The 13,900-nt window shown below is 70.1% G+C and carries 15 protein-coding genes; 6 read left to right on the top strand and 9 right to left on the bottom strand.

What is annotated here, in order from left to right:
* Positions 1-41 precede the first annotated feature (41 nt).
* The gene (locus AB0N66_RS09370; protein WP_365430678.1) at positions 42-1,283 is read left to right on the top strand and encodes an ROK family protein; all 1,242 of its coding nucleotides are present in this window, start codon (positions 42-44) and stop codon (positions 1,281-1,283) included.
* Positions 1,284-1,286: 3 nt separating this feature from the next.
* On the opposite strand, the gene AB0N66_RS09365 is transcribed toward AB0N66_RS09370, so the two are convergent.
* Both AB0N66_RS09365 and AB0N66_RS09360 read right to left on the bottom strand, forming a co-directional pair.
* Entirely contained in the window at positions 1,287-2,462 is a 1,176-nt protein-coding gene (locus tag AB0N66_RS09365; RefSeq protein WP_365430676.1) for an MFS transporter, read from the bottom strand.
* Positions 2,463-2,554: 92 nt separating this feature from the next.
* Positions 2,555-3,154 (bottom strand): TetR/AcrR family transcriptional regulator, encoded by a 600-nt coding sequence (locus AB0N66_RS09360; RefSeq protein ID WP_365430674.1) that lies wholly within the window; start codon positions 3,152-3,154, stop codon positions 2,555-2,557.
* Positions 3,155-3,309: 155 nt separating this feature from the next.
* On the opposite strand from AB0N66_RS09360, the gene AB0N66_RS09355 reads away from it, so the two are divergent.
* On the top strand, positions 3,310-3,462 hold the full coding sequence (locus AB0N66_RS09355) for a hypothetical protein (RefSeq protein ID WP_365430672.1): 153 nt from the start codon (positions 3,310-3,312) through the stop codon (positions 3,460-3,462).
* Positions 3,463-3,589: 127 nt separating this feature from the next.
* Here the strand turns inward: AB0N66_RS09355 and AB0N66_RS09350 are convergent, their stop codons facing one another.
* From AB0N66_RS09350 to AB0N66_RS09340, 3 genes are read right to left on the bottom strand one after another with little or no spacing between them, the layout of a single operon-like run.
* Positions 3,590-4,498 carry a phosphotriesterase gene (locus tag AB0N66_RS09350; RefSeq protein ID WP_365430670.1) on the bottom strand — a complete coding sequence of 303 codons (909 nt, stop codon included), beginning with the start codon at positions 4,496-4,498 and terminating at the stop codon, positions 3,590-3,592.
* The gene (locus tag AB0N66_RS09345) at positions 4,495-5,079 is read right to left on the bottom strand and encodes a DUF4865 family protein (protein WP_365430668.1); all 585 of its coding nucleotides are present in this window, start codon (positions 5,077-5,079) and stop codon (positions 4,495-4,497) included. The genes AB0N66_RS09350 and AB0N66_RS09345 overlap by 4 nt, the downstream gene beginning before the upstream one ends.
* A gap of 18 nt (positions 5,080-5,097) precedes the next feature.
* Positions 5,098-5,682 (bottom strand): TetR/AcrR family transcriptional regulator, encoded by a 585-nt coding sequence (locus tag AB0N66_RS09340; protein ID WP_365430666.1) that lies wholly within the window; start codon positions 5,680-5,682, stop codon positions 5,098-5,100.
* Positions 5,683-5,871: 189 nt separating this feature from the next.
* Between AB0N66_RS09340 and AB0N66_RS09335 the strand changes: the two genes are divergently transcribed.
* Genes AB0N66_RS09335 through AB0N66_RS09325 form a run of 3 tightly spaced genes read left to right on the top strand, consistent with a single transcriptional unit; the run spans position 5,872 to position 9,475 of the window.
* Complete coding sequence (locus tag AB0N66_RS09335) at positions 5,872-6,162, top strand: SHOCT domain-containing protein (RefSeq protein ID WP_365430664.1); 291 nt, start codon at positions 5,872-5,874, stop codon at positions 6,160-6,162.
* A complete protein-coding gene (locus AB0N66_RS09330; protein WP_365430662.1) occupies positions 6,159-6,917 on the top strand; it encodes an ABC transporter ATP-binding protein in 759 nt (252 codons plus the stop codon). The genes AB0N66_RS09335 and AB0N66_RS09330 overlap by 4 nt, the downstream gene beginning before the upstream one ends.
* Entirely contained in the window at positions 6,914-9,475 is a 2,562-nt protein-coding gene (locus tag AB0N66_RS09325; RefSeq protein WP_365430660.1) for an FtsX-like permease family protein, read from the top strand. The genes AB0N66_RS09330 and AB0N66_RS09325 overlap by 4 nt, the downstream gene beginning before the upstream one ends.
* A 26-nt stretch (positions 9,476-9,501) precedes the next feature.
* On the opposite strand, the gene AB0N66_RS09320 is transcribed toward AB0N66_RS09325, so the two are convergent.
* Both AB0N66_RS09320 and AB0N66_RS09315 read right to left on the bottom strand, forming a co-directional pair.
* Positions 9,502-10,017: an ATP-binding protein gene (locus tag AB0N66_RS09320; protein ID WP_365430658.1), complete on the bottom strand. Its 516-nt coding sequence runs from the start codon at positions 10,015-10,017 to the stop codon at positions 9,502-9,504.
* 214 nt (positions 10,018-10,231) lie between these two features.
* The gene (locus AB0N66_RS09315) at positions 10,232-10,555 is read right to left on the bottom strand and encodes a hypothetical protein (RefSeq protein ID WP_365430656.1); all 324 of its coding nucleotides are present in this window, start codon (positions 10,553-10,555) and stop codon (positions 10,232-10,234) included.
* A 347-nt stretch (positions 10,556-10,902) separates the two neighbouring features.
* Between AB0N66_RS09315 and AB0N66_RS09310 the strand changes: the two genes are divergently transcribed.
* Positions 10,903-12,027, top strand: a complete 1,125-nt coding sequence (locus AB0N66_RS09310) for a PLP-dependent cysteine synthase family protein (RefSeq protein ID WP_365430654.1) — start codon at positions 10,903-10,905, stop codon at positions 12,025-12,027.
* Between the two features lie 88 nt (positions 12,028-12,115).
* Here the strand turns inward: AB0N66_RS09310 and AB0N66_RS09305 are convergent, their stop codons facing one another.
* Together AB0N66_RS09305 and AB0N66_RS09300 are read right to left on the bottom strand one after the other, a co-directional pair.
* Positions 12,116-12,595: an SRPBCC family protein gene (locus tag AB0N66_RS09305; protein WP_365430652.1), complete on the bottom strand. Its 480-nt coding sequence runs from the start codon at positions 12,593-12,595 to the stop codon at positions 12,116-12,118.
* Between the two features lie 106 nt (positions 12,596-12,701).
* Positions 12,702-13,541, bottom strand: coding sequence for a DeoR/GlpR family DNA-binding transcription regulator (locus tag AB0N66_RS09300; protein WP_365430650.1), 840 nt, complete (start codon positions 13,539-13,541; stop codon positions 12,702-12,704).
* Between the last annotated feature and the right edge of the window lie 359 nt (positions 13,542-13,900).

The following is a 13,900-nucleotide window of genomic DNA, read 5'->3' as shown; positions in this document are numbered from 1 at the left end:
AAGAGGCCACCGTACGAGCGGATCATGGGAGACTCGCCCTCATGAACGGCAAGGTGGGCCCCCGGGCGGCGGGGGAAGGGAACACGCGGGCGCGGCTGGACCGGGGGCGCGGGGCGCTCGGTCCCGCGCTGGAACTCGTGCACACCGGACGCGCGCCGACGCGCGCCGTACTCACCGCCGAGCTGGGCGTCACCCGGGCGACCGCGGGCGCGGTGGCGGCGGAGCTGGAGGCACTGGGGCTGATCAGGGTCGACGCGCGGCCCGGAGCGGCAGCCGGTTCACAGGGCCGGCCCTCGCACCGCCTGGAGGTCGCCGAGGACGGTCCCGTCGCGCTCGCCGCGCAGGTGCACGCCGACGGATTCCGCGCCGCGCTGGTCGGTCTCGGCGGGCGTCTCGTCGCGACAGCACCCGGCTGCGAGACGGTCGAGGCCGATCCGGCGAAGGTCCTCGGCTCCGTCGTCGAGGCCGGCGCCGAACTGCTCCGCGAAACGGGGCTGCGCTGCGTGGGCGCCGGACTCGCCGTGCCGTCCGCCGTCGCCGAACCCGAAGGGCTCGCCCTCAACCCGCTGCACCTGGCCTGGCCCGCGGGCTCCCCGGTGCGCCAGATCTTCGCCGAGAAGGTGCGCGCGGCCGGAATCCAGGGGCCCGCGTTCGCCGCCAACGACGTGAACCTCGCCGCCCTCGCCGAGCACCGCCACGGTGCGGGCCGCGGCGCCCGCGACCTGCTGTGCGTGGCCACCGGGCACCGGGGTGTCGGCGGCGCCCTCGTCCTCGACGGCCGTCTCCACACGGGCAGTTCGGGTCTCGCCCTCGAAGTCGGCCACCTCACCGTCAATCCCGAGGGCCGCCCCTGCCACTGCGGCAGCCGCGGCTGTCTCGACGTCGAGGCGGACCCACTGGCCTTCCTCACCGTCGCGGGCCTCGACCCCGGCCCCGAGGTGTCACTTCTCCAACAGGCCAACGACCTGATCCGCCACCAATACTCCGACCCGGCCATCCGCCTGGCCACGGAGGCCCTGATCGACCGCCTGGGCCTCGGCCTCGCCGGCCTGGTCAACATCCTCAACCCGGACCGCATCATCCTCGGCGGCCTCCACCGCACCCTCCTCGACGCCGATCCCGACCGCCTACGCGCCGTCGTAGCCGATCGCAGCCTCTGGGGCCAGAGCGGCGGCGTACCCATCCTCGCCTGCACCCTGGACCACAACAGCCTCGTAGGCGCAGCCGAGTTGGCGTGGCAGCCGGTGCTGGACGATCCGCTGGGGGCGTTGGCCGAGGTCTGAGATCTAGACGGGTTCCACCGCGCACTCGGCCACGCGAGCCCGCTCGGTACGACGGACGAGGACCGGCAGGACCGTCGTGATCCCCAGCAGGGCCAGGCACGCGCCGAGCCACAACGGCGCACGCAGCCCGAAGGCACCGATCAGCGGCCCGCCCAGCGAGGTCGCGATGATGATGCCGAGCGTGATGAACGACGAGTGGACCGTGTTGACCAAGGGACGCGCATTGCCCTCGCGCTGTACGCGGGTCACCATCGCCGGATTCATGGTGACGCCGACCAGTCCGATGCCCATCATGAACACCACTGCGGGGACGGGTAGTTGGGCAAGCAGAGCGAATCCGGTCAGGAAGCCCGCGTTGAGCACGAGACCTGTGAGCACTACGCCGAGGGTGTATCGGTCGGCGAGTCGCCCGACCACCGTATTGCCCAGCACGGTGGCGGCGCCGTACGCGATGAGCAGCAGTGGCACGGTCCCGGTACCGAAGCCGGTTACCTCGGTGAGGATCGGGTTGAAGTAGCTGAACGCGGAGAATGTGGCGCCGATGACCAGCGTGCTGGTGGACAGCGCAAGCCACAGCTGGGGCCTGCGGAAGGCCTTGAGCTCCTGGCGCAGATCCGAGTGGCCGGAGGCTCGCTCCAGGCGCGGCACCCCGGCGACGGTGCACAGCGCGGCGAGCACCGTCAGGGCGGTAATGGCCCAGAACGCGGCACGCCAGCCCAGCCGTTCACCGATGAATGTGGACAGCGGCAGGCCCAGCAGGGTGCCCAGCATCAGACCGTTCATGGCCAGGGCAATGGCCCGACCCCGTATCTCGGGACGGGTCAGTTGGGCGCAGAGGGAGATGCCGACGCCGAAGAAGGCCTGGGATGCTACGCCCGTGACGACACGGGCCGTCATCATCGCGCCGTACGAGGACGCGGTCGCCGCCAGTACGTTTCCCGCTAGGAAGATCCCGAACAGCAGGAGCAGCGCGTTCTTCTGAGGGAATCTCAGTACCGCCACGGTCAGGAACGGCCCGCCCACCCCCATGGCCACGGCGAAGGCCGTAATGAGGTAACCGATCTGTGGGATCGAGGCGTCGAGTCCCTCGGACAGTTGCGGCATCAGACCGGCGACGACGAACTCGCTTGTCACCATGGCGAAGATGCCGAGTGCCAGGACGTACACGGCGCGAGGCATGTGCTCGGGTGCTCCTCTGTTTCTTGGGTCTGTTTTGGATTGATTGGTTCAAAACGACGGCAAGGAAGAAGAAGGGGTGAGGCCCGGTGGGATCAGTGCGTGGTCAGCGCGTCCAGCGCTGTCGCCGCGATGGACTCCAGTACGGCGCGGTCGGCGCCTCCCTGTGCCGACACCCGCAGGCCGCCGATCAGGGCGTTGATGAAGCGGGCGAGCGCGTCGGCGTCCCGCGTCGAGGCGATTTCGCCGCGGCGCTGCCCTTCCTGGATGGTGGACCGCAGTGCCGCGATCCGCCTTGCCAGGTCGCGTTCGAGCATCGCGCCCGCCTCCGGGTCGCGCCCGCCGAGTTCCACCGTCGTGTTGACCGTGAGGCAGCCCAGGCTGCGCCCCCCGGGTCGGTTCTCGATCTCACCGTCGATGACGACCTCGAAATATGCCCGGACGCGCTCCAGGGGTGAGCGCTGCGCATCCTCCAGGAGCTCGATCTGGGCCGTCGTCATGACGTCGATATAGCGAGCCAGCGCCCTCTTGAACAGATCGTGCTTGCTGCTGAAGGTGTTGTAGATGCTGCTGCGACCCAGCCCTGTGGCGTCGCACAGATCCTGGGTCGAGGTCCCCTCGTAGCCGTTCGCCCAGAAGGTGCGCATCGCGGCCTCCAGGGCCCGGTCCTCGTCGAACGTCCTTGGGCGGGCCATGCGGGAACCGTAGCATGGTTTTAGATCGATCAGTTCAATAGGCGCCTCGGGCAGGAGGCGTCCCTGGTCAGGCTCCACAGCTCCGCCGTCAACGGCCGCCGCCGAGCGGCCCGTCGTATGCACGATCGTGCATACGCGGTCACGTACGCCCCGCCGTGGAGGTCGTCGCGGAGATCTACGACGAGGTCGCCGACGACACTGAGCCGCACAGTGTGATCCTCGCCGAACGTCGCCTCGATGCCCGCCCGATGGCCCGGAACGGAGGGTCGCCGATGTCGGCAGCCGCGGACGAGGTGCACGCGCAGTGATCCGAACGCGCCCTGCTCGTTGATCCGTTCATGGACCCAGAGCTGATCCAGCCCGCACCACCCACCCACTGCACGAGGCACTCGCCGCGGCGGTCAAACTCCGGCCGTCGTTGGACATCTCCGTTGCCTAACGCCAGTCCACACCGAAGGCCCGCCCCGGGTTCGCGGTGAGTACGCGCTCCACCAACCCGTTGCCAAGGGTGAGTTCGAGCCGCGGACGCACCCTGCGCAGCAGATACGGCATCCCAGGACCGCCGTTGACCGAGCGAGCCGCGGCGGTCGTGGTGTCGCCGCCGAGGAGTAGGCGGTCGCTGAAGCCGGCGTCGGCGAGGGCGCGTACGGCGTCGGGCATCTGCCAGTCGGTGGCGTGGTGGGTGCGGGAGGGGCCGTCGAAGGCGAGGTAGGCGCCCGACTGCGCTGCCTGACGCTGGGTCACGAAGTCCGGGGAGCGGTTGAGGTGGCCGAGGATCACTCGGTGCGGTGGTACGCCCAACTCGCCGGACAGCAGGTCGAGTACGTCGAGCGCGCCGGTGCCCAGCTCCAGGTGGACGCCGATCGGCGCACCCGTGGCGTGGTGCGCCTCGGCCGCGGCGGTCATCGTCCAGCGGGCATGCGCGTCGAGGGCATGAAAGCCGCCCGCTACCTTGATCAGTCCGGCCCGGACCCCGGAGGTGCCGATGCCTGTCGTCAGCTCGGAGACGAAGACGTCGGCCAGCCTGCCGTGCAGCTCGGTGAGCAACTCGGTTGTGTAGTGCGCCGCTTGGTGGAGTCCGGTCGCGGCGATCACCTGGATGCCGGTGTCACGGGCGATCAGCGGCAGGTCGGCGGCGCGTCGGCCCATGCCGTAAGGCGTCCACTGCACGACGCTCGCGCCGCCCGCCTCGCGGAACGCGGTCAACTCGGCCCGCGCGGCGGAGGCGTCGTTGAGTTCCTGTCCGGCGAGCCGGGGGCTGCTCAGGAAGAGGTGGTCGTGGGCGTCGCACACCCCCAAGTCCTCGGGGAGGGTGTCCCCGAGGACGGTACGGACCCAGGTCACCACTGCCGGCCACGCGGGAGTCGGTCGCGCTCGGGCGTGTTGACGTACAGCACCTGGAACACCTCACCCGGCGCCTTCGGCGAGTCGTGGTCCCAGAGCGAGAAGTGCACGACCTCCCAGTGACGCGGATCGACGACGGCGGCCGCGCAGACCGCACCGTCCAGCGCGGCCAGCCGCTCGGCCTCCCCTACCGCCTCCGCCATCACCTCGGAGAGCCGCACCCCCTCAGGCACGCTCTGTCGCCGCCGCACGGCGACCGTGGCCGGGGAACCCGCGGCGACCCCCTCCTCGTACGCCAGGCAGGCCCAGTGCCGCACCTCCGGCCGCCCGAAGTCGTGGACGAGCCCCTGGAAACCCGGCCCCCAGAGGAAGGAGTTCATGCCCTCCGGGGCGTTCCACAGATAGAACGGCGCGTACTGGTTGACCGGCGACCCGTCGACCCCGCGCTCACGCATGAGATACGCCTTCAGGCCGAGGCCGGGGAAGTCGTCGAGCAGCGGCCCCTTGCCCGTCGCCCGGGTGCGGATGATGTCCATGTCGTAGTCGGCGGGCAGGGTGATCTCGTACTGCATGGCATGCATCGTGGGTCTCCTGGGGGCTCAGCGGGGTGTCGAACTGGCGGTGCCGACCGGCCTGAGCAGTGACAGGAGTCCGCGAACTCCCGTGTCGAACGCGGCCGGTGAACCGGAGGCACGCGCCAGCACATAGCCGCCCTGCACGGTCGCGAGGATCGTCGCCGCGATCTCCTCCGCGTCGAGCGAAGCGGCGAACTGGCCCTGCTCTTTGCCTTCTTCGACGATCCCGGCCAGCCGCTCACGCAGCCAGTCGATCGTCTCGTCGACCGGCGCGCGCAGCTTCTCGCTCGCGACCACGTCCGGGTCCATCGTCAGCCGCCCGACGGGGCAGCCGCGCAGGACGTCACGCTCACGGCGGAGATACGCCTCGATGCGCTCGTACGGGGATCCGGACGCGCTCAGTACTCCCTCGGCGGTAGCACGCAGTTCCTCGGCGGTGCGGCGGATCGCGGCGAGGGCCAGATCGGGCTTGCCGCCTTTGAAGTGGTGGTACATGCTGCCCTGCCCCGCGCCCGCGCGTTCCAGGATCGCCTTGGGGCTGGTTCCCACATAACCGCGCTCCCACAACAGCTCGCGTGTGGACTCGATCAGCCGCTCCGGAGTGCTCATGACCGCACTGTACATACTAGTAGGTACAGAAGTCGACGGGCTGGGGAAGCAGCCGAGGGGAGCGTTCGTACTCCCGCGGAGGTACGCACACTGCCGCTGGCCGTACGACGACTCGGACCCCTTTTCGGAGCGAGTCTCAAGGCATCGGAACAGATTCCACAGACATCCCGAACGAGGAGATGACTTGAGATGCAGACCCTGGCGAACTGGGACGGCGGCCCCGGGCCGTGGATCCTTTTCTTCCCGATCATCTGGGCGGTCGTCGTGATCGGCGTCGTGACCGTCCTGCGCCGCACCGTCTGGCGCGGCCGTCGCGGCCCGTGGCGCGCGATGGCCGACCCCCGTCCGACGGGAGACGCGCCGATCGCGGTGCTCGGCCGCCGCTTCGCCTCCGGCGAGATCGACGAGGACGAGTACTGGCGGCGGCTCTCCGTCCTGGACGAGCAGTTCGGGCCCACGGGCAAGGGCGGTGCGGCATGACCACCGTGACGGTCACCCGGACGGCGGCCCGTGTCACCGACGCCGTCAAGGTGTACGGCAGCGGAGACACCGCTGTGCGGGCCCTGGACGGGGTGAGCGTCGGCTTTCCGGCTGGGCGCTTCACCGCGATCATGGGGCCCTCGGGCTCCGGCAAGTCCACCCTGATGCATTGCGCGGCCGGCCTGGACACCCTCACCTCCGGTGCGGCCTTCATCGGCGACACCGAGCTGAGCACGCTCGACGACCGTCGTCTCACCCTGCTGCGCCGTGACCGCGTCGGCTTCGTCTTCCAGGCGTTCAACCTGGTCCCGACGCTGACCGTCGCGGAGAACATCACCCTGCCCCTGGATCTCGCGGGGGCGAAGGGTTCGCGTGACTGGATCGACGCGCTCGTCGACGTGGTCGGCCTGCGCGACCGGCTCCACCACCGCCCCAGCGAGCTCTCCGGCGGACAGCAGCAACGTGTCGCCGTGGCAAGGGCGTTCGCCGGACAGCCCGATGTCGTCTTCGCCGACGAACCGACCGGAAACCTCGACTCGCGCTCCGGTGAGGAGGTGCTCGGCCTCCTCGGCCGGGCGGTGCGCGAGATGGACCGGACGGTCGTCATGGTCACGCACGACCCGGTCGCCGCCGCGCACGCCGACGAGGTCGTCTTCCTCGCCGACGGCCGCCTGGTGGACCGGATGGAATCCCCGACGGCGGACAGGGTCCTTGACCGCCTGAAGGCCTTCGATGCAAAAGGGGCGCCGTCATGAACGCCTCCCTGCGTATCAGCGTCTCTTCCCTGCGCGCTCACAAGCGACGCTTCGCCGGTACGTTCCTCGCGGTGGTCCTCGGTGTCGCCTTCCTGGCCGGAACACTCGTCATGGGCGACACCCTGCGCGCCAGCTTCGACACGATGTTCGGCAACGCGAGCAGCGGCACCGACGCCGTCGTCCGCAGCGCCGACACCATCACCACGCCCGGTGAGAGCGAAGGCGTACGGCAGCCCGTCGACACCGACCTGGCGTCGACGATCGAGAAGACCCCAGGGGTGGCGGCCGCCGTGCCCGACATCCAGGGCGCGGGCCAGCTCGTCGGCGCCAACGGCAAGCCCATCGGCGGCCAGGGACCGCCCACCCTCGCGGGCAACTGGATCGACGACCCGGAGCTCAACGCCTACCAACTCGCCGAAGGCCGCGCTCCGTCGGAGTCCGGCGAGGTCGTCGTCAACCGGGGCGCCGCCGACAAGGGCGACCTGAAGATCGGCGACACGACCACGCTGCGCACGCCCGATCCCGTCAAGGTGACGATCGTGGGCCTCGCGACCTTCGGCGGCGAGGACGGCATGGCCCAGGTCACCTTCACCGGCATGACCCAGGCCGACGCCGAGAAGTACCTCACCGCCAAGCCCGGCGAGGCCGCGAGCATCCGCGTGCGGGCCGGCCCCGGGGTGAGCCAGGGGGAACTCGTCTCCGCTCTGACGCCCGTACTGCCGAAGGGAGTTGAGGCGATCACCGGCCAGGAGTCGGCCCAGGAGAACACCGACATGATCTCCAGCCAGTTCCTGAGCATCTTCACCACCTTCCTCCTGGTGTTCTCCGGCATCGCGCTCCTCGTCGCGACCTTCTCCATCCACAACACCTTCGCGATCGTCGTCGCCCAACGGACGCGCGAGAACGCCCTGTTGCGCGCCCTCGGCGCCTCACGCCGACAGGTGACCGTCTCGACGCTCATCGAGGCGACCGCCGTGGCCGTGACCGCCTCGGTCGCGGGTCTCGTCGCCGGTATCGGTATCGCGGCCGGACTGCAAGCGCTGTTCCCGGCCATCGGATTCCCCTTCCCCGAGGGCGACTTGGTGATCGGCGGACTGTCCATGGCGCTGCCGCTCGCGGTCGGCGTCATCGTCTGCCTCGGCTCCGCGCTGCTGCCCGCCGTACGCGCCGGACGCACCGCACCGCTGGCCGCGCTGCGCGAGACGGCCGTAGACCAGTCCGGGGCATCCCGCACCCGCGCCGTGGCCGGCGGCGGTCTGGCCGCGCTCGCGATCGGCATCACGCTGTTCGGCGTACTGGCGAGTCCGTCCCTGTGGCTCGCGGGCCTGGGCGCCGTCCTGGCCCTTGCCGCCTTCGTGGTCCTGGGCCCCGTCGCGTCCTCGACAGCAGTACGGGTCCTCGGCATGCCTCTCGACAGGCTGCGCGGTGTCACGGGCGGCCTCGCCCGGCGCAACGCCCTGCGCAGCCCGAAGCGGACCGCCGCCACCGCGAGCGCCCTGATGATCGGCGTCGCCGTCGTCTCACTGTTCACGGTCTTCGGCGCCTCCCTCAAGGCCACCATGGACCAGACGGTCTCCCGGTCCTTCGCGGGTGATGTCGCCGTCAGCACCCCGTCGTTCGGGGCGGGCGGCAGTGGTCTGAGCCCGAAGCTGGCACCCGCGATCGCCGAGCAGCCCACCGTCGAGAACGCCGTCGGCCTGGGCCGCGGGGTCGCCGAAGTCAACGGCAAGGGGCGGGCGTTGACCGTCACCGACCCGGTCGCTCTCGGCAAGGTCTTCGACCTCGGTGACGTACGCGGCTCGCTCGGCGACCTGAGCACCGACGGCATCGCGATCACCAAGAACGAGGCCGACAAGCAGCACCTCAAGGTCGGCGACACCACCCGACTCGCCTTCACCGACGGCGAGAAGGAGACGTTCACCGTCCGCGCGGTCTACGGACAGTCGGAACTCGCGGGCGAATACGTCATCACCCGCGCCGCCTGGAACCCGCACCGCACCCAGGACGCCGACACACTCGTCGCCGTCTCCTTCAAGGACGGCGTGAGCACGGCCGACGGCAAGGCCGCAGTAAAGAAGGTCGCGGACCAGTACGGCAATCCCGAGGTGCAGACCCGCGACGAGTACGCGCAGTCCTCGGCCGGCGGCATCGACATGATGCTGACCCTGGTCTACGCCCTGCTCGCCCTCGCGGTGCTCATCGCACTGCTCGGCATCGCCAACACGCTGACACTCGCGATCCACGAGCGCACCCGCGAACTCGGGCTGCTGCGGGCTGTCGGACAGACCCGGGCGCAGCTGCGCGCCATGGTCCGCTGGGAGTCGGTCCTGGTCGCCGCCTTCGGTACGGCGGGCGGACTCGCCCTCGGCGGCTTCCTCGGCTGGGTGCTCGTCAAGGCCTCGGACGGTGTGAGCGACAGCGCCTTCGCCTTCGCGATACCGCCCGTGCAACTCGCCGTGGTCGTCCTGGTCGGCCTCGCCGCAGGAGCCCTCGCGGGCCTGCGTCCGGCGCGTCGGGCGGCACGCCTGGACGTGTTGCGCGCCATCGCCACCGAGTGACGTACGAGGAGGCTGTCACCGCCCGGTCAGCCGGCAACGGCGGACCGGGCGGGAGCGTGTTCGGTCCTGAGACCGTCGACCGGGTGCAGCCGCGTGGCCTCGCGTGCCGTGTCGTACGGGGGAAGGACGGGCACCGCCGCAGCGGGCGCCGGCGCCGGAAGTGTGAACCACACGACCTTGCCGGACTCGCCGTCGGGACGCACGCCCCAGCTCTCGCTGACCGCGGCGACCATGGCGAGGCCGCGTCCGCAGGTGGCGGCGGGGTCCGCGTCCCGAACCTCGGGAAGGCGGGGGTCGTGGTCGTGCACCGAGACCGTGAGCCGGTCGAGCAGCAGCTCGATCTCCACGGTGCACAGCTTGTCGGGCTGGGCGTGCCGGTGGACGTTGGTCAGCAGCTCGGTCACACCGAGCGCGGCCGGGTCTATCAAGGGATCCAGATGCCAGTAGCGCAACTGCGCAGATACGATTCTGCGGACCTGGCCGATCCGCGACGGCAGGGCTTGGAGCTCTACCGTGCAATGCCTGCTTGGCTGGCTGATCACGGCTGCGACTCCCCGAATTGAGGTCCGGAAGAAGACGGAGATCGGATCCAGCAGAGTGGCTGAGTGGAACGGCCGCCTGCTGACATGGCCGGCGGGCTGGTTCGCAGCGTTATCGCCGGTAAACCCAGAGTAGTGATGTGGGAACAGCGTGACTCAAGGGGTGCGGTCCCGCAACTCGCGGCACTTCTGCCCCCGGGGCCCCGTGGTTGTGCCTTCAGTGCTTGCGCCCCGCCGCCTTGCGTACGGCCTCGATGAAACGGCGGGCCGAGGGCGGCCCCGGCTTGCCTGGAGCGGGGTCGTGCTCGCCGAGGGTGAGGGAGTACCGGGTGCCGTTGACATCTGCCAACGCCCGGTCCTCCGGCGCGAACCACGGCTTCGACGCGCGCACCGCCTGCACGGGCGCGCTGTCGATCTCGCTCCCGTAGCTGGTGAGCAACTCCAGCCTGCCGTCGCTGATCCGGACCTTGCCGGCCCGGGTGAGCGAACGCAGCCTCTTCCCGATCCGCACGCCTGTGGCCGTGAACTCCGGCTCCGCCATGATGCCCCGCCCCCTTGTGCGCTTCGGCTGTGCTGTGCCGCCATCCAGTGTGCATCCCGCCGGGAGGCTCCGGCTCGTTCCCGATGAGCGCTGTGCTGCCGGACCCTGGCCCCGCGGTGCAGTCTGCCCGCACCCGGCGGCGAGCACCAGTGCGCATGGCGAGGCCATGACGGCGACGGGAGCACTTGTCCGGATGCGCCCCCGCCGTCCCGCAGGCCCATGGCCCAGGCATGTCTTTGGGGTGCTCAAAGGCATGTTTATGCAGGTGAGAAGCGTGCGGAAGGTGCCTATGATCGAAGGTGTCCGACCTCGCGATCCGGCGTCGGCGCGATCCGAAGGAGCCCGCCGTGACCACCCCTCAGCAGACCCGGCCCGGCGAAACCCTCGATGTCGACCACAGCGACCCGGGGTACCGGGCCTGGCTCAAAGAAGCCGTGCGCAAGGTGCAGGCCGACGGCAACCGCTCCGCCGACACGCATCTGCTGCGCTTTCCGCTCCCCGAGCACTGGGGCATCGACCTGTATCTGAAGGACGAGTCGACGCACCCCACCGGCAGCCTCAAACACCGGCTCGCCCGCTCGCTGTTCCTCTACGGACTGTGCAATGGCTGGATCCGGCCGGGCCGCCCGGTCATCGAGGCGTCCAGCGGCTCGACAGCCGTCTCCGAGGCCTACTTCGCGGGGCTCATCGGCGTGCCGTTCATCGCGGTCATGCCCCGCACGACGAGCGCCGAGAAGTGCCGCCTCATCGAGTTCCACGGCGGGCGGTGCCACTTCGTGGACGACTCCCGCAAGATGTACGAGGAGTCCGCCGCCCTCGCGGTAGAGACCGGCGGCCACTACATGGACCAGTTCACCTACGCGGAACGGGCCACGGACTGGCGCGGCAACAACAACATCGCCGAATCCATCTTCCGTCAGCTGGAGTTGGAGCGATTCCCGGAGCCCGAGTGGATCGTCGCCACGGCCGGTACCGGCGGCACCTCGGCGACCCTCGCGCGCTACGTCCACTACATGCAGCAGGACACCCGCATCTGCGTCGCCGATCCGGAGAACTCGTGCTTCTTCGAGGGCTGGACCACCGGCGATCCGGACGTCACCTGCGACTGCGGCTCGCGCATCGAGGGCATCGGCAGACCGCGCATGGAACCGAGCTTCGTGCCCGGCGCCATCGACCGGATGATGAAGGTGCCGGACGCGGCCAGCATCGCCGCAGTGCGAGCGCTGGAACAGGCCATCGGCCGCAAGGCGGGCGGCTCGACCGGAACCGGTCTGTGGAGCGCGCTGAAGATCGTCGCCGAGATGGTCCAGGAGGGGCGTACGGGGAGTGTGGTGACTCTGCTCTGCGACCCGGGGGACAGGTATCTGGACAAGTACTACTCGGACGCGTGGCTGGCCGAACAGGGCCTGGACATCGCGCCGTACACGAGGGCGATCGCGTCGCTGCTGGAGACGGGCGTCTGGTCGGACTGAGGTCGGCGAGCCGTTGGCGGGACGGTCAGACGTCGGTCGGGTGCCGGGTGCCGGGTGTGAGGTATGAGGTGGAGGTGCCGGGTACAGGTCAGACGTTTGTCGACGCCAGCCGCCGGTCCAGCGCCGTGACCGCGTCGCGGAACGTTCGCCCAAGGCCCGCCCGGCTCAGCCTCAGGGCCAGCCGGAAAGGTGCTGTGCCGTCCGTGGCGAAGGTCCACTGGACCCGCGTGCCCGTTCCGTCGGGCGTGAGGCGCCACTCCTCGACCAGGGCGCGGGCCCCTGGCGCGTTCGTGACGTCCACCCGGTACGCGTACACCTCGGGAGCCGTGGCCACGAGGACCGTCTCCTGGAAACGAATTCCGCCCCGGAGCCGGATCTCGCGACCGGCGCCGTCCTCGGTCGGCCGGGCGAGCGTCACCGCGGAGAACCATTCGGTCCAGCCGGGAACGTCGTCGGCGAGCGCGCGGAAGACCGCGTCCGGGGACGCCGTCACCTCCCTGGCGAACACCAGGCGCAGCGGAGCGCTCTCGATGAAGTCGGGTCCTACCGGGCGCAGTCGGCGTGCCATGTGCGGAACCCCCTGGCGGGACACGGTCCCGGGCGGAAACGGGCAATGACGGAGCGCGCCCGCACCGCGGGGCGCCGAGGGCAGCCTTACCTTAACTGGCGGGCCGTCAGATGTCTGTACCGTCTCCGGACTCTCCGGGCTCACCGGCCACCACCAGGCGCCTGAGGTGCTCCGAGATCTCCTCGCGGGCATCGGCCGGCAGACCCGCGTCGGTGACGAGCGTGTCGACCTGTTCGAGCGCGGCGAACGAACTCAGGCCCACCGTGCCCCACTTGGTGTGGTCGGCGACCACGACGACTCGCCGGGCGGACTGCACCAGCCGCCGATTGGTCTCGGCTTCCGCCAGATTGGGCGTCGACAGGCCGGCCTCGACCGATATCCCGTGCACGCCAAGGAACAGCACGTCGAAGTGGAGTGCCGCGATGGCCTGATCGGCCACGGGCCCGACCAGCGAGTCCGACGGTGTGCGCACCCCGCCCGTCAGGACGACCGTGGCGGCGCCCTGCCGCTGACCGGAGACGCGCTGCGCCGCATGGAACACATCCGCCACCCGTACCGAGTTGGTGACCACGGTCAGGTCCGGGACGTCCAGGAGATGCTGGGCCAGCGCGTACGTCGTCGTACCGCCCGAGAGCGCGATCGCCGTGCCGGGAGCGACCAACTCGGCGGCGGCGCGCGCGATGTCCTCCTTGGCGGTGAGCTCCAGACCCGACTTGGCCTCGAACCCCGGCTCGTGCGTGCTCGCCTCGACCAGCGGAACCGCGCCGCCGTGCACCTTCTCCACCACACCCTGGCGGGCGAGGGCGTCGAGATCGCGGCGGACCGTCATGTCGGAGACGCCGAGCCTGCGGGTCAGTTCGTTCACGCGGACGCCACCGCGGCGTCGTACTTCATCGAGGATCAGGGCGCGACGCTGCTCCGCGAGGAGGTTCTGATTCTCACTCACGTCCGCTCCGGTTTCCTTTCGTCCAAGCCTGTCCGACACTCCGTCCGACCCCACTCCCACGTGGCCATTCTCCCCGTCCGAGGTCATCAGGACGCCTCATCCTCGCACGGGTCACCGACAGCCGCGCCACTGCCCGTACAGACTCCCTTCGCGCTGGTGTCACACGTATCGGGGAGATTCCGTGACTACGGGTGTACATACCGTCCGCAGGCGAGACCCTTGTGCCTGCACATGACACACGGGATGCACGCGGCACGGGGGAAGTGCGAAACGGTGGAAGCTGCACGGGAAAATGATTCGACGGGGGAGCTCGGCAGCCCCGTAAAGCGGCCCGAAGCGGCCGCGACCGCCCTCGAACT

Source organism: Streptomyces sp. NPDC093544 (assembly GCF_040683495.1).
Classification (GTDB): domain Bacteria; phylum Actinomycetota; class Actinomycetes; order Streptomycetales; family Streptomycetaceae; genus Streptomyces.
Note: the sequence above shows the minus strand (reverse complement) of the source record. Positions and strands in the feature narration are given on the sequence as shown.